This window comes from Acinetobacter sp. yr461, assembly GCF_900110445.1.
GTDB lineage: Bacteria > Pseudomonadota > Gammaproteobacteria > Pseudomonadales > Moraxellaceae > Acinetobacter > Acinetobacter calcoaceticus.
Genome location: NZ_FODU01000001.1, coordinates 524,887 through 547,108 on the forward strand (window position 1 = coordinate 524,887; position 22,222 = coordinate 547,108).

Annotated in this window: 19 protein-coding genes and 1 pseudogene; 14 read left to right on the plus strand and 6 right to left on the minus strand. The window is 37.5% G+C overall.

The window, feature by feature from the left end; genetic code table 11:
* Positions 1-55 precede the first annotated feature (55 nt).
* Positions 56-910, plus strand: coding sequence for a helix-turn-helix domain-containing protein (locus tag BMW38_RS02545; RefSeq protein ID WP_092705679.1), 855 nt, complete (start codon positions 56-58; stop codon positions 908-910).
* 19 nt (positions 911-929) lie between these two features.
* Here BMW38_RS02545 and chrA read toward each other — a convergent pair whose 3' ends face one another.
* Positions 930-2,279, minus strand: a complete 1,350-nt coding sequence (gene chrA, locus BMW38_RS02550; RefSeq protein WP_092705680.1) for a chromate efflux transporter — start codon at positions 2,277-2,279, stop codon at positions 930-932.
* Positions 2,280-2,530: 251 nt separating this feature from the next.
* Between chrA and BMW38_RS02555 the strand changes: the two genes are divergently transcribed.
* The 8 genes from BMW38_RS02555 to BMW38_RS02590 are packed head-to-tail and all read left to right on the plus strand — an operon-like array spanning position 2,531 to position 9,739.
* Positions 2,531-3,274 (plus strand): GntR family transcriptional regulator, encoded by a 744-nt coding sequence (locus BMW38_RS02555; RefSeq protein WP_092705681.1) that lies wholly within the window; start codon positions 2,531-2,533, stop codon positions 3,272-3,274.
* Between the two features lie 28 nt (positions 3,275-3,302).
* Entirely contained in the window at positions 3,303-5,036 is a 1,734-nt protein-coding gene (locus tag BMW38_RS02560) for a fumarate reductase/succinate dehydrogenase flavoprotein subunit (protein WP_092705682.1), read from the plus strand.
* A gap of 20 nt (positions 5,037-5,056) precedes the next feature.
* Positions 5,057-5,302 (plus strand): 4Fe-4S dicluster domain-containing protein, encoded by a 246-nt coding sequence (locus tag BMW38_RS02565; RefSeq protein ID WP_056479873.1) that lies wholly within the window; start codon positions 5,057-5,059, stop codon positions 5,300-5,302.
* Between the two features lie 19 nt (positions 5,303-5,321).
* The gene (locus tag BMW38_RS02570) at positions 5,322-6,752 is read left to right on the plus strand and encodes an ABC transporter substrate-binding protein (protein WP_092705683.1); all 1,431 of its coding nucleotides are present in this window, start codon (positions 5,322-5,324) and stop codon (positions 6,750-6,752) included.
* A 34-nt stretch (positions 6,753-6,786) separates the two neighbouring features.
* Positions 6,787-7,641, plus strand: coding sequence for an ABC transporter permease (locus BMW38_RS02575; RefSeq protein WP_092705684.1), 855 nt, complete (start codon positions 6,787-6,789; stop codon positions 7,639-7,641).
* Position 7,642: 1 nt separating this feature from the next.
* Positions 7,643-8,482: an ABC transporter ATP-binding protein gene (locus BMW38_RS02580; protein ID WP_092705685.1), complete on the plus strand. Its 840-nt coding sequence runs from the start codon at positions 7,643-7,645 to the stop codon at positions 8,480-8,482.
* Positions 8,479-9,474: a HEAT repeat domain-containing protein gene (locus BMW38_RS02585; RefSeq protein WP_092705686.1), complete on the plus strand. Its 996-nt coding sequence runs from the start codon at positions 8,479-8,481 to the stop codon at positions 9,472-9,474. The genes BMW38_RS02580 and BMW38_RS02585 overlap by 4 nt, the downstream gene beginning before the upstream one ends.
* Positions 9,458-9,739, plus strand: a complete 282-nt coding sequence (locus BMW38_RS02590; RefSeq protein WP_092705687.1) for a DUF971 domain-containing protein — start codon at positions 9,458-9,460, stop codon at positions 9,737-9,739. The genes BMW38_RS02585 and BMW38_RS02590 overlap by 17 nt, the downstream gene beginning before the upstream one ends.
* 38 nt (positions 9,740-9,777) lie before the next feature.
* On the opposite strand, the gene BMW38_RS02595 is transcribed toward BMW38_RS02590, so the two are convergent.
* Positions 9,778-11,064, minus strand: a complete 1,287-nt coding sequence (locus BMW38_RS02595; RefSeq protein ID WP_092705688.1) for an MFS transporter — start codon at positions 11,062-11,064, stop codon at positions 9,778-9,780.
* A 528-nt stretch (positions 11,065-11,592) separates the two neighbouring features.
* Here BMW38_RS02595 and BMW38_RS02600 point away from each other — a divergent pair.
* A pseudogene (locus BMW38_RS02600) lies at positions 11,593-13,795 on the plus strand (TonB-dependent siderophore receptor).
* 56 nt (positions 13,796-13,851) lie between these two features.
* On the opposite strand, the gene BMW38_RS02605 reads toward BMW38_RS02600, so the two are convergent.
* Positions 13,852-15,270, minus strand: a complete 1,419-nt coding sequence (locus BMW38_RS02605) for an aspartate ammonia-lyase (RefSeq protein ID WP_092705690.1) — start codon at positions 15,268-15,270, stop codon at positions 13,852-13,854.
* A gap of 413 nt (positions 15,271-15,683) precedes the next feature.
* Here BMW38_RS02605 and BMW38_RS02610 point away from each other — a divergent pair, with 413 nt between their 5' ends.
* From BMW38_RS02610 to BMW38_RS02625, 4 genes are all read left to right on the plus strand, one after another.
* Entirely contained in the window at positions 15,684-15,866 is a 183-nt protein-coding gene (locus BMW38_RS02610) for a hypothetical protein (protein WP_004642753.1), read from the plus strand.
* Between the two features lie 111 nt (positions 15,867-15,977).
* A complete protein-coding gene (locus BMW38_RS02615; RefSeq protein WP_080028261.1) occupies positions 15,978-16,199 on the plus strand; it encodes a hypothetical protein in 222 nt (73 codons plus the stop codon).
* Positions 16,200-16,747: 548 nt separating this feature from the next.
* Positions 16,748-17,641 carry a LysR substrate-binding domain-containing protein gene (locus tag BMW38_RS02620; protein ID WP_004642755.1) on the plus strand — a complete coding sequence of 298 codons (894 nt, stop codon included), beginning with the start codon at positions 16,748-16,750 and terminating at the stop codon, positions 17,639-17,641.
* A 231-nt stretch (positions 17,642-17,872) separates the two neighbouring features.
* Positions 17,873-18,766 carry a LysR family transcriptional regulator gene (locus BMW38_RS02625; RefSeq protein ID WP_003651675.1) on the plus strand — a complete coding sequence of 298 codons (894 nt, stop codon included), beginning with the start codon at positions 17,873-17,875 and terminating at the stop codon, positions 18,764-18,766.
* A 49-nt stretch (positions 18,767-18,815) separates the two neighbouring features.
* On the opposite strand, the gene BMW38_RS02630 is transcribed toward BMW38_RS02625, so the two are convergent.
* The 3 genes from BMW38_RS02630 to BMW38_RS02640 all read right to left on the minus strand — a co-directional run bounded on the left by BMW38_RS02630 (position 18,816) and on the right by BMW38_RS02640 (position 22,222).
* Positions 18,816-19,988 (minus strand): thiolase family protein, encoded by a 1,173-nt coding sequence (locus BMW38_RS02630; RefSeq protein ID WP_092705691.1) that lies wholly within the window; start codon positions 19,986-19,988, stop codon positions 18,816-18,818.
* A 65-nt stretch (positions 19,989-20,053) separates the two neighbouring features.
* Entirely contained in the window at positions 20,054-21,463 is a 1,410-nt protein-coding gene (locus tag BMW38_RS02635) for a short-chain fatty acid transporter (RefSeq protein WP_092705692.1), read from the minus strand.
* 117 nt (positions 21,464-21,580) lie between these two features.
* A complete protein-coding gene (locus BMW38_RS02640; RefSeq protein ID WP_004792490.1) occupies positions 21,581-22,222 on the minus strand; it encodes a 3-oxoacid CoA-transferase subunit B in 642 nt (213 codons plus the stop codon).

A 22,222-nucleotide genomic window follows, 5' to 3' on the forward strand; every position in this document is an offset into this window, starting at 1 on the left:
TGAATTTTACTGAATATGTTTAACTTAAGCTCAATGATATTTGTTTTAATTTTGCATGGCCTATCAAACTTTAGAACAGCTACAGCAATCTAAAGCCAAGCTTCACGAAACCGTGGTGCTTGATGAAAATATGCAACTTGCATTTTGGTCTAATCAGCAAGATCGTGTAAGTGTCTGTAGCGATCACCACACTTTGAGTCTCTATATTCAAGATGGCTATGAAAGCTATCAAAAAACACCAGTAGGCTGGAAAAATGGCGGTGGGCCGGGTCGTTTCTGTTTATTACCTGAACATCAGGAGTCGACTTGGGATATACGAGGTGGGCTTAAATTCGTTCATTTGTATTATACCGACCAACATTTGCGTGATGTTGCTGAAAAAATATGGGACAAAGAGCCTAATCAAATTGAACTAAATGAAGTTGTCTTTAATGACGACGAACGGATTCGAGCGCTATATCAGTTTTTCTTACTCGACTGTGACTGGCAAGATTCTTCAAACCATTTACAAATGAGTATAACCGCCAGTTTATTGCTAAATCATTTAATTCGAAGATATAGCAATGTTAAATGGCAACAGCCTGTTATTAAAGGCGGGCTTGCGCCTCATAAGCTCAAATATATTCAAGAATGGATTGAAGATCATCTCGATCAAGCTCTGACTTTGTCAGATTTGGCAAATGTCGTGAACTTAAGCGAATATCATTTTGCCCATATGTTTAAACAATCTATGAATATGGCACCTCACCAATATGTCATGCAAAGACGTTTAACCAAGGCAAAAGGGCTGATTCAGTCTTCACACTTTTCTTTACAAGACATTGCATTGGTATGTGGCTTTAGTTCAGCAAGCCATTTGAGCCATCGCTTTAAACAGTTTTATGGCATGAGTCCTTCACAGTTACGTTAAATGACTCATCTTTTAATTTCTATAAAAGATAAACCAACAAGCCAATAAGGGCAGATGTAAAAATCACGTATAACACATTAATTTCAAAACGGAACAAGGCAATAAATGCTGCAATGGTAATTAAAGCCGCAACAACATCAATGTGACCAGAAAAACCCTGTGGCCACAAAACATGGTAGCTAAAAAATAGTGCCAGATTTAAAATCACACCGACCACACCAGCTGTTATTGCTGTTAAAGGGGCAGTAAACTTAATCTCATTATGGGTAGATTCAATAATGGGTGCGCCAGCAAAAATAAATAAAAATGAAAAAAGAAAAGTAAACCAAGTCACAATGACAGCACCGAGTGCTCCAGCAAAAAATAGCTGTTCTGGACCAAGTAGTGCATGATTCACACCTCCTAAAAAACCAACAAAAGCAACAACCATAATCAGTGGACCCGGTGTGGTTTCACCTAAAGCGAGTCCATCAATCATTTGAGTAGGTGAAAGCCAGCCAAAGTTATTAACTGCACCTTGATAAACATAAGGTAAAACGGCATATGCACCACCAAACGTAAGCAGTGCAGCTTTAGTAAAAAACCATGCCATTTGAGTATAAGAATGGTGCCATCCAAAATATGAACCTAAAGCTAAGATGGGTAATAACCATAAGCCGATAGCCACAAAAATAAGTCTAGCTAAACGCGACCATTGGAATTTAGCATGCTCTGGTGTGGGCGTATCATCATCAATAAATGCTCGACCATAATCTTTTTGGCTGGCTTTATGGCCACCTGCTGAAGAAAATAGCTCAGGGTATTTCTTACTCGTTAAATAGCCTGCAATACCTGCCGATAAAACGATAAGCGGGAAAGGAAGTTTTAAAACAAAAATAGCAAAGAAAGCAGCAATTGCGACGAACCATAAAAACTTATTTTTAAGTGAGCGGCTACCTATTCGATAAGTCGCATGAAAAACAATTGCGGTGACAGCAGGTTTAATCCCATAAAAAATTCCCGCAATAACCGGAACATCTCCAAATTTTATATAAACCCAAGACAGTCCAATTAAAATAAATAAAGAGGGCAATACAAATAGAATACCTGCAACTAATCCTCCAGCCGTTCTGTGCATAAGCCAACCAATATAAGTTGCCAATTGCTGTGCTTCAGGGCCCGGTAACAACATGCAGTAGTTAAGCGCGTGTAAAAATCTTTTTTCGGATATCCAGCGTTTTTGTTCAACTAGTTCCTGATGCATCACTGCAATTTGTCCAGCTGGTCCCCCAAAACTAATAAAACCAAGCTTGAGCCAAAATAAAAAGGCTTGCCAGAAGGTGACCTGTTCCACTGAATCATCATTGGTATTTTGTTGTTTTTGTTGCATGTCCATCTCTTCAAAAATAGAACTTAATTTATAAAAATATCTGCTTTAGAAAGGCCAAATTATTTTTAACAGCATAGCAAAGCCAAATGTACTTTTGATGATAATTTCTTCAATATTACGTTTTTGCACATATCAATACTTTGAAATTAATAGAAATTATTTTTTAAACTAAAGTTATCGCTTTAAATTATTTCCAAAGAGGAAACATTTTAAACATTATTTGCTCAAGTTGTTATAACAGGTTGTAAGTCGTGAGCCAGCTACCCCAAGATCAAAAAAATCATAAGCCTCTTTACGATCAATTAAGGGAACTCATTCTCAATAAAATCGTAAATGGTGAATATGCTGTGCTGAGTCAAATTCCATCTGAAAATGAGTTTGCTGAACAGTTCGGTGTGAGTCGAATTACAGTTCGCCAAGCACTCAACCAATTACAGTTAGAAGGCTATATTTTTAAAGTTCCAGGTAAAGGGACTTTTGTAAGTAAGCCAAAAACCTTTCAGAACATTTCAAGTTTACAAGGCTTTGCTGAAGCAATGTCATCTGCTGGACATGAAATTTTAAACCGTGTCATCTCGGCTGAACTTAAACAAATTCCTGTGCATGTCGTGCCGAAATTGAAACTACCTGTTAAAGCCAATGTGTATGAAATTCAGCGTGTTCGTTTGCTAAACCGTCAGCCTGTTTCTTATGAGTTGACTTATTTGCCAGAACACATTGGTTTGAAACTTAAAGAAAAAGCGATTGATTTACGTACTACCGATATTTTTAAAGCCCTAGAAGAAGAGTGTGACATTCCTTTGGGTCACGCAGACTTAAGTATTGATGCAACCGTAGCAGATGAAGAATTAGCTGCTTTGCTACAAGTCGAAATCGGCACTCCGGTATTACGGGTCGAACGTTTGACTCATGATGCAAATGGCCAACCGATTGACTATGAATATCTCTATTTTTCGGGCGATACCTTCCAGTACCGTTTACGTATTCATCGTTAAGAATAGAAATAAAAATAAGGAATATACAATGGAAACTAAATATCTTGAGTTTGATATTGTGGTTATTGGTGGTGGAACTGCTGGGCCAATGGCAGCAATTAAAGCAAAACAAGAAAATCCCAATTTAAAAGTTTTACTCATTGAAAAAGCTAACGTAAAGCGTAGCGGTGCGATTTCTATGGGAATGGACGGGCTTAATAATGCCATCATTCCGGGGTATGCAACACCAGAGCAATACACCAAAGAAATTACGATTGCCAACGATGGCGTTGTGAACCAGGCAACCGTATATGCTTATGCCAAGCATAGTTTTAAAACTATTCAACAGCTTGATCAATGGGGCATTAAATTTGAAAAAGATGAGACTGGCGAATTTGCAGTAAAAAAAGTACATCACATGGGGGCGTATGTTTTGCCAATGCCCGAAGGCCATGATGTTAAAAAAGTTTTATATCGTCAGTTAAAGCGTGCTCAGGTCAAAATTAATAATCGGATTGTCACCACGAAGCTTTTAAAAAATGAACAGGGTGCAATCAATGGGGTATTAGGTTTTGACTGCCGTAGTGGCGATTTCTATGTCATTAAAACTAAAGCTGCCATTTTATGTTGTGGTGCAGCAGGGCGTTTAGGTCTGCCAGCTTCAGGCTATTTAATGGGAACTTATGAAAACCCAACCAATGCAGGCGATGGTTATGCCATGGCATACCATGCAGGAGCTGAGCTTGCCAACTTGGAATGCTTCCAAATCAATCCGCTGATTAAAGATTATAACGGCCCAGCTTGTGCCTATGTGACAGGCCCATTGGGTGGATATACCGCCAATAGTAAAGGTGAACGTTTCATTGAGTGCGACTACTGGAGTGGTCAAATGATGTGGGAGTTTTACCAAGAGCTGGAAAGTGGTAATGGTCCTGTTTATTTAAAAGTAGATCATTTGGCTGAAGAAACGATTCAAACCATTGAAGAGATTCTGCATACCAATGAGCGCCCAAGCCGTGGACGTTTTCATGAAGGCCGAGGAACCAATTATCGTCAAGATATGGTGGAAATGCATATTTCAGAAATTGGTTTTTGTAGTGGTCACAGTGCTTCTGGCGTATGGGTAAATGAAAAAGCAGAGACTTCGGTTAAGGGATTATATAGTGCTGGTGATATGGCAGCTGTACCTCATAATTATATGCTTGGTGCATTTACCTATGGCTGGTTCGCTGGAGTAAACGCTGCGCAATATGTGAATGCAGTTGAAGATAGTGAATTAAACCAAACTGAAATAGAAGCAGAGAAAGCACGAATCTTTGCACCGCTTGATTGCCCAGAAGGTTTACCAGCGGAACAGGTGGAATATAAGCTGCGTCGTTTTGTAAATGATTATTTGCAGCCACCCAAAACTCGCCAAAAAATGGAAATTGGCCTGAAACGTTTTGAAGAAATCAAACAGGATATTGCTCGAATTTCTGCAAGAAATCCACATGAATTGATGCGCGCTGCCGAAGTTTCTTTTATTCGAGACTGTGCAGAAATGGCAGCTAGAGCCTCACTGTTTAGAGAGGAAAGCCGTTGGGGCCTTTATCACTACCGAGCAGATTTCCCTCAAAAAAATAACTCAGATTGGTTCTGCCATGCACATTTGAAAAAAGATGAACAGGGCAACATGACCAGCTTCAAAAAAACAATCGAACCTTATGTGGTTCCAATTAATCAAGATGAAGCTGTGTCTTATGACCGTTTACGCATTCAAAAAGATGTTGCTCTTGCAGACTAAATAAATCAGGAATTCAAACAATGGCTTTTATTTTTAAAGAAGTTCAGCACCGTACTGTCGCACCCGTCATTATTGATGAAGATAAATGCATTGCAGATAAAGGATGCACAGTCTGTGTGGATGTTTGTCCAATGGACTTATTGGCAATCGATCCTCTAACTCAAAAAGCTTATATGCAATTTGATGAGTGTTGGTACTGCATGCCATGTGAAAAGGACTGCCCAACAGATGCAGTCAAAGTAAATATCCCATACTTACTCAAATAATTAATTTGGAATACTCAACATGAGACAAAATAAATTGATCAATAGAAAACTATTACTCAGTAGCTTAATTGGTGCCATTGTACTTGGCACTTTGGGGTGCGGCAATAAAACAGAAACTGTTCGTGTAGCCATTGGCACGCAAGACACAACCATTAACTGTGCAACAGGTGGATTACTTGTTCGTGAACTGAATTTATTACCAAAATATTTACCCAAAGATGGTGAGTACAAGCATGTTAAATACGACATTCAATGGAAAAACTTCACCTCTGGTGCACCACTAACCAGTGAGATGGTAGCTGGGCGTCTAGATTTGGGAGCAATGGCCGACTTTCCTGCTGTAAATAATTTAGCGGCTTTTAAAAAGGCTGGAAAAGAAAGCATATTTTTAGCACCTTTGTCAGGCAGTATTAATGGCAGTGGCAATGCGATTGTTGTTCCAATTGACTCAAAAGTTACCTCACTGAAAGAACTAAAGGGACAGACTATTTCTGTACCTTTTGCTTCAACTGCCCATGGGCTGTTACTTCGTGCCATTCAAGCTGAAGGTTGGCAACTTGATAAAGATATTAAAGTGATTGCTCAGGCTCCTGAAGTTGCAGGACCTGCATTAAAAAGTCATAAGATTGCTGCACATGCTGACTTTGTACCCTTTGGAGAGTTATTTGCCTACCAAGGTTTTGCCAAAAAAATCTATGATGGTTCACAAGCAAAATCGCCGACATTTCATGGTTCACTTGCCAGTAAGGATTATGCACAGCAACATCCAGAAGTCATAAAAGCTTATTTACAAGCAACCATTGAAGCAAATCGTCTGATTCGAGAACAACCTGAAAAATATAGTGAATTTATTTCTGAAAAAACAGGTATTCCTGCCGAGGTGGTCTATCTGTTTCATGGTCCATTAGGTCTACAAACCCGTGACTTGACTTGGAAACCTGAATATCGAAAAGCAACTCAAATCGCAGTTGACACTTTAAAAGTTCTAGGCAAAAACGATGGCACTCTCGATGTAAATAAATTTATTGATGATCAATATATTAAAGATGCATTTCAGGCTTCTGGGCTAAATTACAGCCAGCAACTCGCTGACTATGCAAAATCACCTTTGGTTGCAAATGATGCTTTAACGGGCCAACCCATCAAAACGTTTAATCGTGTGACTCAAATTTGGGTAAAGGGTGAAGAAAAAGTTCGTAGCTATGAAACACCTGAACATGCATTTTCCGATTTAAAGAAAATTCAAGCGGCAGGAAAAACGGTGCGTGTGGTTTATAGCCAAGATCATCAGTCCGACATTAAGTTGCTTGCCAATCTAGCATGGTATGCCACAGATAAAGCAGGACAAATTCAGGCCTTTTTATTAAAAGATGATGCTGAAAAATGGGCTAAACAACAAGGCGGAAAAGTATATGACTTTAAAGCTGTTCAGCTTGTAACACAGAGCTGATGTGTTGTCTTAGCTAATGATTAGGAGGTGACAAATGTGTAGTTTAGTCCAAACAAAACCTAAAAACCAAAGTACATTTTTGATTAAATTTTTTCAGCAGTTGGTAGCATATAAGACACATTTTAAAAACTATGTCATCGCTTTTACATCTATAGCTTTTTGGATAGTAATTTGGCAAGGACTTGCTCAGTTTAAAATAAATTTAGGCATTGTGAACTTTAGCAATGTACCGACACCTTTAGATGTCATCCATGCGCTGTGGTCATTTTTTCAACTCAGCACCGCATTTGAACATGTTGAATCTAGTGTCTTTCGGGTGGTGGTTGGTTTTGTGTTGGCTGCTCTGATTGGTGTAGGTATTGGTTTATTGGCAGGACGTTATCAAAAACTCGCTGCATTTTTAATGCCGCCATTAGAGGTTTTACGTCCAATTCCAGCAGTTGCATGGATTCCTTTAGCGATTCTGATTTTTCCATCGTCAGAGGCATCCATGATTTTTATTACTTTTATTGGTGCATTATTTCCAATTTTATTAAACACCGTACATGGCGTTGGCGCAGTTGACCCAAGACTCGTTGCATCAGCAAAAAGTCTAGGTGCTTCTGATCTTGCCATTATTTATGAAGTCATTATTCCGGGGGCATTACCGAACATTATTACGGGTTTATCCATTGGAATGGGCACGTGTTGGTTCTGTTTGGTCACCGCTGAAATGATTTCTGGTCAACATGGAATTGGATATTTCACTTGGGAATCGTTCACCTTGCAAAACTATAGCAATATTGTGGTTGGCATGGTGCTGATTGGAGCGTTGGGTATGTTCAGTAGTACCTTAGTTCGTGTGATTGGAAGCCGATTTACACCATGGTATCAAGTGAGGAAGTCTTAAAATGTCGATTAAACATGGCCATGTGCGCATTCAAAATCTATCTCTACATTTAGGACAAGGCAAAAATCGCTTTCAAGCATTAGATCGGGTTAATTTCGAAATACAACCTGGTGAGTTTATTTGTCTACTTGGTCCTTCAGGTTGCGGAAAATCAACATTACTAGGTGCTTTGGCAGGACATTTACCCATTAGTTCAGGGGCTTTAACGGTCGATAATGAATCTATTCTGGAACCACATCCAGACAGAGGGCTAGTGTTCCAGCAACATACGTTATTTCCATGGAAAAGTGTGCTTGAAAATATTGCTTTCGGCTTAAAAATGAAGGGAGTCGGTAAACAAAATCGTATAGATCAGGCAAAGAAAATGATTGATCTGGTGGGGCTCAAAGGTTTTGAGCAGAAATTTCCAGCTGAACTTTCAGGTGGTATGCAGCAAAGAGTTGAAATTGCACGAGTACTTATTAACGAACCTCGCATCTTATTAATGGATGAACCTTTTGGTGCGTTAGATGCGCAAACCCGTTTAAAGATGCAAATGCTATTGCTCGACATTTGGCAAGAAATTCAAACTTCGGTTTTATTTATTACCCACGATATTGATGAAGCGCTTTTTCTGGCAGATCGAGTACTGATTATGAGCCATAGACCAGGCCGAATTATTGAGGAAATCAACCTTGATTTTGAACGTCCACGTGATATCGAACTTGTTACGAGTAGTGAATTTACAACCATTAAAAAACATTGCATGCAAACTTTAAAGGAAGCCACTCAACAAGAAGAGTTAAGCCGCTTAAACCCTTTAGGGCTTGGAAAGAAAGCACAAATCAAGGAATACGAATGAGTTTTTATCAAACTTTAGATGACCAAGATGAATATAATCAAGAATTTCTTGGTCAGTTGAACCATCCAGATGAGAAGGTTCGTTTTGTTACTTTAATGAACATCGGGGACGAAGAAAATCCAGATTTACTTCCTTGGCTACATACAGCAATGCAACATGACCCGTCTGCTTTGGTGCGTGAAGAGGCCGCAAAAAAATTAGAAAGTTGGGAGGACCACGTCAGTTTGGAGGTATTGGCTCAGGCTTTAAGTGATTCCAATCTTAATGTGCGTCTCGCAGCAAGCCAGAGTTTGAGTGAAATCAAAGAAGCTGCATCAGCCGATGTACTTGCACCATATTTACAGCATCAAGACACTTTTGTACAAAGTGCAATCTTACGCGCTTTAAAACCTTTACGAGCGCAGCAATTCTTTGCAGAAATATCAGCTTTGGTACAGCATCAAGATATTCTTGTACGCCGTGAAGCTGTGAGTGCTTTAAGCTGGTTGCAACAAGATCAAGCCATTGCAATATTGGCAAAAATTGTTGAAACAGATATAGATGATGAAGTACGACGTATTGCAACAGGTGGTTTGGCTTATAGTAAAAAATTATCAATTGATGTGATTCAAGCACTTAATCATTCACTAAATGCAGAAAGTTGGCAGTTAAGAGTGGAGTCTGCATTAACTATTGGGAAATTACGTATTTCCGAACTGGAAGTACCCTTAATTAAGGCATTAGTTGATCCTTATTGGCAAGTACAAATAGCAGCTGTACGTAGTTTGGGATTGTTAAAATCGAGTTTGGCAGTTGCAGATTTGGCAGTTAATTTTAAACATGAAATTAGCAATTTACGTAAAGAAGTTGCTTTAGCACTTGGAGAAATTGGCACACGAGAAGCTCAAATGCTATTAGAGCAGCATCAACATGATTCTGATCCAGAAGTTCGAAAAGCAATTCGTATTGGATTAAATCAAATTGGTGAGGTGAAGTATGCAAACCAGACCTGATATCCATGTCGATACTGTTAAGAAACAGGTCCATTTTGTATGGAGTGATGGCTTAAGCGTATGTCTGAGTCATCAAAATCTAAGAGAAATTTGCCCATGCGGCTTTTGCCGAGCCAAGAGGATTAAACAAATTAAAATTGAGCATCAAAATATTGAAGTGACAGCAATGTTCGATCAAGGATATGGCGCCCAAATTTGTTTTAGTGATGGGCATGATAAAGGGATTTTTCCGTGGGCTTTTTTAAAAGAATTTGCTAAGGGTTAAAGATGCCTTCTGCTTGGGACAAAAGGCATCTCATTTATTTAATGGTCATGTTCTAAATAATCTGGTTTTTTCGGCAGCGCAAGGCTACATAAGAAACAGATAATAAGCATGACAATCACATAAATAAAGAATGTATTTTCAATTCCGGCAGCTTTAAACTGCAATGCAACTGAAGGTGCCGATCCACCAAAAATGGCATTACCTACCGCATAAGAGAACCCTACACCTAGTGCACGCACATGAGGAGGGAACATCTCTGCTTTGACTAAGCCACTAATTGATGTATAGAAGCTCAAGATCATCATCATAAAAATGAGTAGCAAGGTAATGATAATCGGTGAATCTATATAATTAGGCATGCCGATCGCCATAATTGGATAGATAAAAATCGCAGATAACAAGCTAAATGCCAGCATTGAAGCACGTCGCCCAATACGGTCAGAAATTGAACCAAATACAGGTTGGGCACACATATAGACAAATAGCGCGAAGGTCATAATATAACCAACGGTTTTTCCATCCATACCTAAGTTAGTTAAATAGGTCTTTGAATAAACGGTTTCCACATAAAAAGTTAATGAACCCGCAGAGGTATAACCAACCACCAATAAAAAGGTTTTCCAATGTTTTTTAAAGAGTTCTCTTAAGCTACCAGATTCTTCACGTTCACTATCTTGATGAGAAAGTGTTTCTTCCAAACGACTACGAGCAAGTAAAGATAAAATTGCAGCAAACCCACCAATGACAAACGGAATACGCCAACCGCCATCATGTAATTGTTGCTCACTCAAAAATGCTAATAAAATTACACCGAGCAAACTTGCCAGTAATTGACCACCAGAGAGTGTGACGTATTGAAAAGAGGAGTAAAAACCACGTTGACCTTTTAATCCTAATTCACTCATGTAGGTTGCTACGGCGCCATATTCACCACCTACAGATAAACCTTGAAGTAAGCGCACAACGAGTAAAAGAAAAGGAGCAAATAATCCGACTTGATCGTAGGTAGGCAAGGCAGCAAATAAGAAGGAACTCAAGGCCATTAAGCAAATAGAAATGACCATTGATTTTTTTCGACCATGTCGATCTGCAATGCGCCCGAATATCCAACTACCAATAGGACGCATGAAAAAACTTGCAGCAAATACACCCCAAACATAAATAGCTTTGGTCGAACTATCCATGTCGGGTGCAGTTAAGGCTTGTGTAAAATAGGTAGCAAAGACTGCATAGATATAAAAGTCAAACCATTCAACAAGGTTACCAGAGGCCGCACCAACAATACCGCGTATTCTGCTACGTTTTTCATCCTTAGTGTATGTCATATATATTCCGTCAGTTAGCAGAAAAAAATAGAAATTTTTAGGTGTACTGAACAGGAAATAGCATGAGTTTTTAAATATCACTCAATCCTGAGTACTTACCTTAGAATTCCTCTCCATGCATTTTTTATAATTTTAAATTTCCATTCTAGTGATTCTATGATCTTTTGTTCGATTTAAAGATATTTTTATCGATTATCGAACATTTCCTTAATTTAGTTGGATGATCAATACACCATAAACTTTATTTAAAATCAGACATCTAATTTATCAACCATATTCTTTATTGTATTCCTCCTTGGTTTTAAGCCTATTTTGAGCTTAGTTTTATTTTGACTATTTGGTAATACTTAAAAAGTTATAGTACCAATTTCAAAGAAAATAAATGAAATTTATATAATGATGACCCTTTATTACATAAAATTTACTTGATCTGAAAATTACATAATTTGTTGTTTCTCGATATGTGTCACTGTATTCTTTCGAGGCTAAAAAATATGGAAGATTTCCGACTTTTAGCATACTTATATTATGCACGGTATGGGCAGGTAGTTATTCAATGGACAGACACTCGTTAAATCTTCACTTCATTACATGTTCTAAAACAGCATTAGCATCATCTATTGCACTGATGACGTCTGTTGTCTATGCAAATGAAGCGGAAGTTTCTCAACTACCTACAATTACCGTGAATGCTACCCAAAACACTGACGATTTGTATTCCTCAAAAAAAGTTGATTTATCTGGTTTTCAAACAGGCGATATAAAAAAGATTCCTGCATCTATCACAACAATTACATCTGAACGCATGGCCGATCAGCACGCAAAAACACTGACTGATGTTGTTAAGAATGATTCATCGTTAGGAGATGGCTATGCTGCAATTGGTTATTACCCTAATTTCGTAGCTCGTGGTTTTTCGCTCGATTTAGGTTCAAGTTATCTTATTAATGGTCATAACATTCGCGGTGAACAAAACGTTGCTTTAGAAAACAAAGAGCGAGTAGAAATTTTAAAAGGGATTTCTGCAATTCAAAGTGGAATGTCGACTCCAGGTGGTGTTGTCAACTATGTAACCAAACGACCTGCCGATGTTAAGAGTGTTACCGTCGATGCAAACTCAGAAGGTGGTTATACACTTGCAACAGATGTAGGTGGCTTTTTGAATGATAAATTTGGATATCGAATTAATTTAGCTCATGAAAGTATTCACCCAAATGTCGATCATGCAAATGGTAAACGTGAGTTTGGTTCAGTTGCTTTAGATTGGAAAATTAATGATCGCTCTAAACTACTGTTTGATATTGAAGCTCAGCATCAAAGCCAACGCTCAGTACCGGGGTATCAACTGCTTGATGGACAAGTACCAACAAATGTTGATGAAGACCGTTTGTTGGGGTATCAGTCTTGGAACAAACCTGTTGTAAATAACAGCGTAAATGCAAGCTTGAAATATCAATATGCCTTTAACGATCAATGGAATGGCAGCTTAAGTGCATCGCAAAGCCGTGTTGTGATTGATGATAATAGTGCTTTTCCTTGGGGATGTTATAACGATATTTGTGAGTATTCTGGTTTAGGCAATACTTTTGATAAACACGGTAATTACGATATTTACGATTTTCGTAGCCCAGATGACACACGTATTACCAACCAATTTGCAGCTGGGTTAAATGGACACTTCAACACTGCTAATATTCAACATCAAGTTGCTTTGCAACTACAACGTACTTATAAGACCTTAAAGCACCATACACCCCTTAATGTAGCGGTAGGAACAGGTAATATCTATCAAGATACAATTGACTACAGCCCATCATCAGACAGCTTAGGCGATCGTTACAAAGCTCTAGAAAGTGATCAGACTGCTTTCACGATATCTGACCGAGTTCAATTTAACGAGCAATGGTCAACTTTACTGGGTGGAAAACTTATTCATCTTGATGAACAGGCTTATAATTCAGATGGGCAACAAAGCCGAGATACAGACCTAAATAAGTTTTTACCGCAATTAGCACTCATGTATAGCCCAAGTGCTACGACCAATTTGTATGCTTCATATGCCAAAGGATTATCGGACGGTGGTGAAGCACCTTGGTTTGCTAATAATGCTCTTGAAATTTTAGCACCTAGAAACTCTGAACAATTTGAACTTGGTGTTAAGCAACAAGTTCAAAATTTCTTACTAACGGCTGCTATCTTTGATTTAAAACAGGATAACCAATATAGCAAAGTCAATGCCGACGGATCTTTCGATTTTGTTGAACAAGGTGAACAACACAATCAAGGTATTGAATTAGGCCTGACGGGTGCCTTAACAGATGCACTCGACGTAAGCTCAGGTATTACCTATACCAAATCTCGCCTTGTTGATGTTGATAGTGACAGCTACAAAGGTCATCAAACTCAAAATGTACCGAAAGTACGCGCAACTGCCCAGTTATCTTATAAAGTACCATCAGTTGAAGGTTTAAGACTGTTAAGTGGCATACAATATAGTAGTAGTAAATATGCAAACAAAGAGGCAACTGCAAAAGTAGGTGGATATAGCGTCTTTAATATTGGTGCTGCCTATAAAACAAATTTTGCTGGGCATGACACGACGTTTAGATTCAATATTGACAACTTATTTAATAAGAAATATTGGCGTGATGTTGGTCCATTCATGGGGGATGACTATCTATTCTTGGGTAATCCTCGTACAGCTCAATTCTCTACAACTTTTAATTTTTAAAATTTATAACACAAATAAAAAAGGAGCTTATAAAAGCTCCTTTTTTATTTCAGGAATTAAGCCGACATTTTTGGTTTAACCATATTATTAATCGACAAGATATCATCAAGCACTTGTGGCGATAATAAGCCTTCGCTCTGAACTAATGCCAATACACTTTGTCCAGTTTCGTTTGCAGTTTTAGCAATACGAGTTGTAGTTTCATAACCTAAATATGGGTTAAGTGCAGTCACAATCCCAATTGAGTTTTCAACTAAAGCTTTGCAATGTTCAGGGTTCGCCGTAATCGTATCAATACATTTTGACTGGAACATTGCCATCGCGTTACCAAGCAAATCCATCGATTCAAATAGTTTGAATGCAATAAGTGGTTCCATTGCATTTAACTGTAATTGACCAGCTTCAGCAGCTAAAGTTACAGCCAAATCATTTGCAATAATCTGGAAGCAAGCAAGGTTCATTGCTTCAGGAATAACTGGATTTACTTTACCCGGCATGATCGAACTACCAGGTTGACGTGCTTCTAAATTAATTTCATTGATACCAGTACGTGGACCACTTGAAAGTAAGCGCAAGTCATTAGCAATTTTTGAAAGTTTAGTTGCGGTACGCTTTAATAAACCAGATAAAAGAACGAAATCACCCATATCTGAAGTTGCTTCGATTAAGTCAGGAGATGATTTAATTTTTTTACCAGAGATTTTTGCAAGTGCTTGAATCGCAAGTTCACGGTAATTATATTCAGTGGTAATGCCCGTACCAATCGCTGTGCCACCAAGGTTCATATAAGCTAAAACATTTGGAATAAGCGTATTAATTTGCTCAAGGTCTTTTTGCAAAGTTACTGCAAAAGCTCCAAACTCTTGGCCCAATGTCATTGGTACAGCATCTTGCAACTGAGTACGACCCATTTTTAAGATGTGAGCAAATTCTTGAGACTTATTTCGGAAGCTTAAGATCAAGTTATTAAAAGGGAGATTCAATTCGTCTAAATTTAATAATAAGCCTAAACGAATTGCAGTAGGGTACACGTCATTTGTAGACTGTGACATGTTGATATCATTATTAGGGTGTAAATATTGATATTGGCCTTTTGCATGCCCCATATATTCTAAAGCAACATTCGCCAATACTTCATTTGCATTCATATTGGTTGAAGTACCAGCACCACCTTGTAACATATCGATCGGGAATTGATCGTGAAAATTACCGCGAATAAGTTGATTACAACTATATTCAATTGCTTCAAATTTAGTTTGATCTAAGCTTTTAAGATTATGATTCGCTTCAGCACAAGCAAGTTTTACCATTGCTAATGCTTTAATTAAATGAGGGAAATTTCCAACTTTGCTTTGGGTTAAGTTAAAGTTTTCTAGAGCACGTAATGTTTGAACTCCGTAATAATCATTATTGTTGATTTCTCTATAACCAATAAGATCCTTCTCAATACGGGTGGTAATTTCAGCGTTCATCATTAAACTTCGAATTAGTAGAGTAGATAATTCATATTAGATTTCGAAATGCTTCACTTCTAATGCATTTATCAAGTTAATTATGCATTTTTTGCATATCAGTTTTCTTCTTTTCTAAATTTAAAAATAAAAAATTTTGTTTCCTGCACTAATCAAATCTAAATTTTATTTTTTAAATTAACAGTTTACTGTTTAGATAAATTTAATATGCAAAAATTCTTTGATGAACAAAATGGCCATGTAATTAAAAAATAACAGAATACGAAATTATGGATTCATTAATTTAAGTGAAATATCAAGTAAATTAATAAGGTTTACAGCACAAAGAGTGTAGCTTATCTAACAAATTTATATAAAAATGTGATGCATTTCACATAAAAACCACTATAATACGAAAAAATCCTAGTTTTAAGTTTATGTTAAAAGTCACAGCTGCATTAATTATTTTGGGTAGTTTTACATACTATGTACTTTTTCAGGGTGAAGAGAAGAGAGAGTCTAAAACTTCTCGTCTGCTTAAAGAAGCAGAGCAATCTATTGCTTCTGCGGAAACTTCTGTAAACAAGGCAAATAGTATCGTAGCAATATCTTATAAATAGCCACGGTTACTCAGCCTAACTATTTTACATTATCCATCAAAATATTGTTTTACCTAAATTTTATTAAACTTTAGGTAAAAGACCGTATGTATAGAGACAAAATTCATGAGAATGAAGTTTATCGCCTATGATCCCAATTCTGGGGAAAAAGTAAGCTTAAAAGAGCATATCCATCAAATGGATAAATACACCACTTATATCTTTTTTAGCGATGAAAAAGATAATATGGTGTTTAACCCACAGAAAAAGCAAGTTTTTGAAATCACTCAATATACTTCTAATATGATGGTTGAAATTTCAAGAAAGCTATATTATCTCATTGGTGAATATTAGAAATTTGTTTCAGCTCAATCTCGGATAGATACTTTAGTAGAATAGTCAGGTTTATTTAGTTGAATTATACTGCAAATATATCTTCTGATTTGAATGATTTTATTAGGTCAGAAAGCTTAAATCCTGAAATAATCAAAATAGTAACATTTTAGTTTTACAGTCCGTATTCTTCCCCAAGGTACGGACTTTTTTTTATCAAAATTAAAAACATGATGAAAACATAAGATTATTTTTATTTTTTATTAAGATTGAAGTGTTCATTTACTTAGGTTATGTTTAATTTAATTATTGATTTAAAATAATTTTTACCTCAATAATTTTATATTTGTATGAGTTGATGAGTTAAATCAAAGTCTTTTATTCTCTTACACTCTTTTCTATGTCAGAATTATTAAATACATACTTTTTATCGTTTGGCCTTGCCATTCTTCCATCGCATTTTTGCAGGTACTCCCATGTTTTATATTTTTCATTCATCTATTCAGCTATTTATCCAGCTTCCCAACAAGACAAATTAAGGACATAAATATAAAAAGGGAATGCATAAAATGAACTTAGAAGTACGTTGGGTAGAAGATCTTTTGACATTAGAGCGCGAGCGTTCTATTTCAAAGGCAGCAGAAAAGCGATTTATTAGTCAATCCGCTTTTACGCGTAGAATTCAGCAATTAGAAGAGATGATAGGAGCTGAAGTTATTATTAGAAATAATAAAAATAATATTGAATTTACAGACATCGGGCGAATTATGCTGGTTATGTCTAAAAATATTGAAAAGCAGGTGGAAGAGACCGCTAAGCTGATTAAAAATATTAAAAATGAAACCGAATCTACTATTCGTTTTTGTGTTGTTCATTCATTAGCTTCTGGTTTTTTAACGACTTTTTTGAAAAAATTCCCAACGTTTATGCGTGATTTAAAAATCGAAATTGTAGCGACCAATAGTGGTGAGGGTTTATCTCTTTTAAAAGAAGGTGCCTGCGATTTTATGATTTGTTATGCAGACCGATCTCATATTAATCGTGTTGGTGATGATATTTTAAGTGGGATCAAAATTGCGGAAACAGAGATTGTTCCTGTATCAGCTACCGAAGCCGACCATACGCCTAAGCATACAATTCAGAATAATTTTTCATTGCTTGCTTACAGTAAACACGCTTATTTGCGAAAATTAGTGGACCAATTAATCGAAGGTAAATTGATCTATAAAACCTTATATGAGACTGATAATGCAACTAATTTGAAAGAGCTGGTATTGCAAGGACTAGGTGTCGCATGGATTCCAAAAATTAATGTAGAGGAAGATCTTGCTAACGGAAAACTGGTCATGTTGGATCATCATGAATATTGTCTTCCCCAAGATATTTACATTTTTAAAAATAATTTGAGTGATAACAAAGCAGTCCAGCAAATCTGGAAGGGCTTCCAAACTCAGCCTGATTAAAATTTATAATTATGGGCTGTATTCAGCAAAGTTATATACAAAGTAATCAATTAAAGCGCCCATACCTTTGTCTTTATGATGAAAGGCTTTATAAAGCATTGCTCATGGTCTAGATTCTTTGTTAATTTAGACCATATATCAATAATTCAGAAATCTAGAGAGCATTTTTATATATGCTGTACCTGATTTCATTCCTTTTGAATGGATTATTTGATCCAGACGGAGACAATTTTGTTTGATCTAGATAGTAGATTACTAAATATTTTTTATCATATTTATCGGTTTAAAAGCGTTTCAATGGCTGCTGATGCTATTGGTCTTACCCAACCGAGTGTTAGTAATGGACTGAACAAAATCCGTCAGCATTTTAATGACCCGCTTTTTATTCGTGTTGGGAATGAAATGATTCCGACTGAATTGGCTAAAGAAATCTTTCCGCTCATTAGTGAAGTGATTGATAAAGTTGAAAGTATTAACAACTTTAGTGTGAACTTTGACCCACTTACTTCTGATCAACTTTTTACAATTGCGATGACGGATGTATCTCATCTGGTCTTATTGCCGCAATTAACCAACTATTTAAAAGAGAAAGCTCCTTTAATTCGTTTGAATATTCGGCCGATTACACCAGAAACTAGCTATCAAATGGCAAATGGTGAAATTGACCTTGCAATTGGCTTTTTACCCCAATTAGAAGAAGGCTTTTATCAACAAAAGTTTTTCAAACAGCATTATGTTGTGATTAGCTCTAAGAGCCATCCTCGTTTAGATCCAAATAATTTTACTTTAGATGATTATATGCGTGAATATCATATCGATATTGATGCAGGAATCGGGCACTATCACATTAAAAATGAATTACAGAACAAAGGATTGGATAGAAATATTCTAATCCGCTTACCAAGTTATCTAGGGGTGGGTTTAGTCGTTCAAGAAACAGATGCGATTGCAACCGTACCGTATTATTTGAGCCAAGTCTTATTGGTCAGAGAAAATTTACAGATTTTACCGGCACCTCTCGACTTTCCAACTTATGATGTTAAACAACATTGGCATATGTCTTGTCATCATAAAAGTAGCCATAAATGGTTCCGCCAAACCTGTTATGAACTTTTTAAAGTCTAAAAAAAGAAGATGTAAGAAAAACTCCTACATCTTCTGTGTGGTTTGGTTTTTAGATTTCAATTGCGACGGCTGTAGCTTCACCGCCACCAATACATAACGCAGCAACACCTTTCTTTTTACCGAGGCGTTTTAAAGCATAGATAAGAGAAAGAATAATTCTTGAACCCGTTGCGCCAATTGGATGTCCTAAAGCACATGCTCCGCCATGTACGTTTACTTTTGCTTCATCAATTCCGAGCTCATGAATTGGTGCCATTGCGACCATTGCAAAAGCTTCATTAATTTCCCAAGCATCTACCTCGTCAACAGACCAACCAGCACGCTCAAGTACTTTTTGAATCGCACTAATTGGAGCAATTGTAAACTCGCTTGGATGCTGTGAATGACTAGAAGTCGCCACAATTTTTGCTAAAGTATTTAAACCATGAGACTGAGCATATTCTTCAGTAGTGAGTACTAATGCAGCAGCACCATCAGAAATTGAGCTTGCGTTTGCAGCTGTAATTGTACCGTCTTTACTAAAAGCAGGACGTAAAGTTGGGATTTTTTCAAGATTCGCTTTTAATGGTTGTTCATCTTGATCGATAACTTCGACACCTTTACGTGTTTTTACTTCAACAGGAACAATTTCTTCTTTGAAGTAGCCTTCGTTAATTGCAGTTTGCGCTTTTTTAAGTGAAGCAATCGCGAAATTATCCATTTGTTCACGTGTAAAGCCTTTGGTATTCGCCATATCTTGAGCAAATGAACCCATTAAGCGGCCTGTTTCTGCATCTTCAAGGCCATCTAAAAACATGTGGTCTTTAATTTCGCCATGTCCCATACGGTAACCACCGCGAGCTTTCGGCAAAATATAAGGCGCATTGGTCATAGATTCCATACCACCTGCAACAATAATGTTGGCACTACCAGCTTTTAAAGTATCTGATGCCATTAACACTGCTTTCATTGCAGATCCGCAGAGTTTATTAATAGTAACCGCACCCACGTGATCTGGCACACCAGCTTTACGCATAGCCTGACGAGCTGGTCCTTGACCTATACCTGCGCTCAGTACGCAACCAAAAATAACTTCATCTACTTGGTCTGGTGCAACACCTGCACGTTTAATCGATTCACGGATTACTGCAGCACCAAGCTCTGGAGCTGTTAAAGAAGATAAACTGCCCTGAAAACCGCCCATTGCAGTACGACTACCTGAAACTATAACAATTGAACTCATCTTAATATCTCTTATTGATGTATTTGCTAAATTTGCCTCTAGTCGAAACTAAAGGCGCCAGTAAATTAAAAAGTGGGTGGGGTGTAGCTAAGCGTTCTTCCAAAGAACCACAATAAAAATAAAACTAAAGGAAAATGCACGACGAGCTGAGTGACTGTAAAACCAATCACATCTTTTGCTTTTAGTTTTAAAATGCCTAACATTGGAAGCATGAAGAATGGATTGATTAAGTTTGGTAAGGCCTCAGCTGCGTTATAAATCTGTACAGACCAGCCCAAATGAACTTTTAAATCATTTGCTGCTTGCATGACATATGGGGCTTCAATGATCCATTTTCCACCGCCAGAAGGTACAAAGAACCCGAGTATGGCAGAGTAAATTCCCATCACAATCGCAAAGGTTTCTTTTGAAGCGATAGAGACGAAAAACTCGGCAACATAATGCGACAGCGATAAATCTTGACTGTTTAAAGCTTGCGTCATAATAAAGGCGATACTTCCGTACAGCGGGAATTGAATTAAGATTCCTGATACAGCTGGAACTGCCTTTGCAACAGCATTTAAAAAGTTTCGTGGCGTTCCATGTAATGCTAGACCTAGCATTAAAAAAACAAAGTTGTATGTGTTTAAACTTGAAATGGCAATGATAGGATTACTTTTTGAAAATTCAAAAAACATCCAGATTAGACCTAAAGCCACCACAATAATCGTTAAAATAGGCGAGTTTTCTAACCAATCACCCGGACGGGTAGATTTCTCTTCATGTGGCTTTTCTTCTTCAAATTGCACATTAAAACTATCAATCGTTTTAACGTTATCACCTTTTGGAGCTGACCAATACGCGATTGCGATTGAAACAATCACCAAAATAATGGTCATCGCAATTGATTGCCAAAGAAAGATCGTTTCTGTAAATGGAATAACACCGGTCAAATTATAAATCGACTCAGGCAAACTGCTTTTATTCGCTTGAAGCTGTGCTGCTGACGAACTAATTCCCAACGCCCAAGTTGCACCCATACCAATAATCGCAGCCGCTGCGGCAGCACGATAATCCATATTGAGTTCTTTACGTTTTGCCAATGCGATCACCAAAAGTGCAGTAAGGATGGTACTTACCGCCCAATTGACCAGTGAAATTAACAAGCTGACGGTCGCAACCAAAACAATAGCACCACGCCCAGAATTTGGAATACGCGCCATTTTTTGAATCAGAAATTTGATGGGTTTAGAAACAGAAACGACATAACCCACAATAATCAGCATGGTCATTTGTAGCGTAAAGGGAATAAGACTCCAAAAACCATTACCAAATGACGTCGCTACATCTTGGATTGGAACACCAATACCCAAAGCGGCAATAGAAACAATAATGACGCCGAGTAATGCAAAAATATATGAATCTGGAAACCACTTTTCAGACCAGTCACTAATCCGAAGGGCAAATCTTTCAAAAATTCCTTGCTGTTTTTCCATAGCTGAAAAAATCCTTCTCGTTCTTATTCGTTGACAGCACATCCGGTGCTTAAAGGGGCTAAGACTTAAGCTCACTTTCTAGCTTAAGTCTTGTCTGGCTAACTAAAAAATTAAAATTTAAGCAACTAAGGTTTTATAGAATTCGACACCTGTAACAGCTTGAATTTGTTCTAGAGTGACATCTTTAGCAAGTTCAATCAGTTCAACACCTTGTGGGGTGATGTCCATTACACCTAAGTCAGTAATTACGCGGTGAACTACACCTTTACCTGTTAAAGGTAAACTACAGTTTTTCACAATTTTTGGCGTACCATCTTTTGCACAATGTTCCATAAGAACTACAACTTTTTGGACACCAACAACCAAATCCATTGCGCCGCCCATACCTTTTACTTTCTTGCCTGGGATCATCCAGTTAGCCAAGTCACCATTTTCGGAAACTTCCATTGCACCTAAAATTGCAATGTTTACATGGCCGCCACGGATCATGGCAAAAGACTCTGAGCTTGAGAAAAAAGCAGCGCCAGGGCGAGCAGTAACAGTTTGTTTACCTGCATTAATTAAATCGGCATCAACAGTTTCTTCAGTTGGAAACTCGCCAATACCCAATAAACCGTTTTCAGACTGAAGCCAAACATTAATATTTTCAGGAATATAGTTAGCAACAAGGGTAGGTAAGCCAATACCTAAATTGACATAAAAACCATCTTCAAGTTCTTTTGCAGCACGTTGTGCCATTTCATTGCGTGACCAAGCCAT

What these genes read in the sequence shown, in the direction of transcription:
- BMW38_RS02570 (WP_092705683.1), top strand. Translation starts at nt 5,322, where the DNA reads ATGAGACAAAATAAATTGATCAATAGAAAACTATTACTCAGTAGCTTA.
- BMW38_RS02545 (WP_092705679.1), top strand. Translation starts at nt 56, where the DNA reads ATGGCCTATCAAACTTTAGAACAGCTACAGCAATCTAAAGCCAAGCTT.
- BMW38_RS02565 (WP_056479873.1), top strand. Translation starts at nt 5,057, where the DNA reads ATGGCTTTTATTTTTAAAGAAGTTCAGCACCGTACTGTCGCACCCGTC.
- BMW38_RS02620 (WP_004642755.1), top strand. Translation starts at nt 16,748, where the DNA reads ATGAACTTAGAAGTACGTTGGGTAGAAGATCTTTTGACATTAGAGCGC.
- BMW38_RS02630 (WP_092705691.1), bottom strand. Translation starts at nt 19,988, where the DNA reads ATGAGTTCAATTGTTATAGTTTCAGGTAGTCGTACTGCAATGGGCGGT.
- BMW38_RS02595 (WP_092705688.1), bottom strand. Translation starts at nt 11,064, where the DNA reads ATGACATACACTAAGGATGAAAAACGTAGCAGAATACGCGGTATTGTT.
- chrA (WP_092705680.1), bottom strand. Translation starts at nt 2,279, where the DNA reads ATGCAACAAAAACAACAAAATACCAATGATGATTCAGTGGAACAGGTC.
- BMW38_RS02580 (WP_092705685.1), top strand. Translation starts at nt 7,643, where the DNA reads ATGTCGATTAAACATGGCCATGTGCGCATTCAAAATCTATCTCTACAT.
- BMW38_RS02575 (WP_092705684.1), top strand. Translation starts at nt 6,787, where the DNA reads ATGTGTAGTTTAGTCCAAACAAAACCTAAAAACCAAAGTACATTTTTG.
- BMW38_RS02585 (WP_092705686.1), top strand. Translation starts at nt 8,479, where the DNA reads ATGAGTTTTTATCAAACTTTAGATGACCAAGATGAATATAATCAAGAA.
- BMW38_RS02560 (WP_092705682.1), top strand. Translation starts at nt 3,303, where the DNA reads ATGGAAACTAAATATCTTGAGTTTGATATTGTGGTTATTGGTGGTGGA.
- BMW38_RS02590 (WP_092705687.1), top strand. Translation starts at nt 9,458, where the DNA reads ATGCAAACCAGACCTGATATCCATGTCGATACTGTTAAGAAACAGGTC.
- BMW38_RS02610 (WP_004642753.1), top strand. Translation starts at nt 15,684, where the DNA reads ATGTTAAAAGTCACAGCTGCATTAATTATTTTGGGTAGTTTTACATAC.
- BMW38_RS02615 (WP_080028261.1), top strand. Translation starts at nt 15,978, where the DNA reads ATGAAGTTTATCGCCTATGATCCCAATTCTGGGGAAAAAGTAAGCTTA.
- BMW38_RS02635 (WP_092705692.1), bottom strand. Translation starts at nt 21,463, where the DNA reads ATGGAAAAACAGCAAGGAATTTTTGAAAGATTTGCCCTTCGGATTAGT.
- BMW38_RS02640 (WP_004792490.1), bottom strand. Translation starts at nt 22,222, where the DNA reads ATGGCTTGGTCACGCAATGAAATGGCACAACGTGCTGCAAAAGAACTT.
- BMW38_RS02605 (WP_092705690.1), bottom strand. Translation starts at nt 15,270, where the DNA reads ATGATGAACGCTGAAATTACCACCCGTATTGAGAAGGATCTTATTGGT.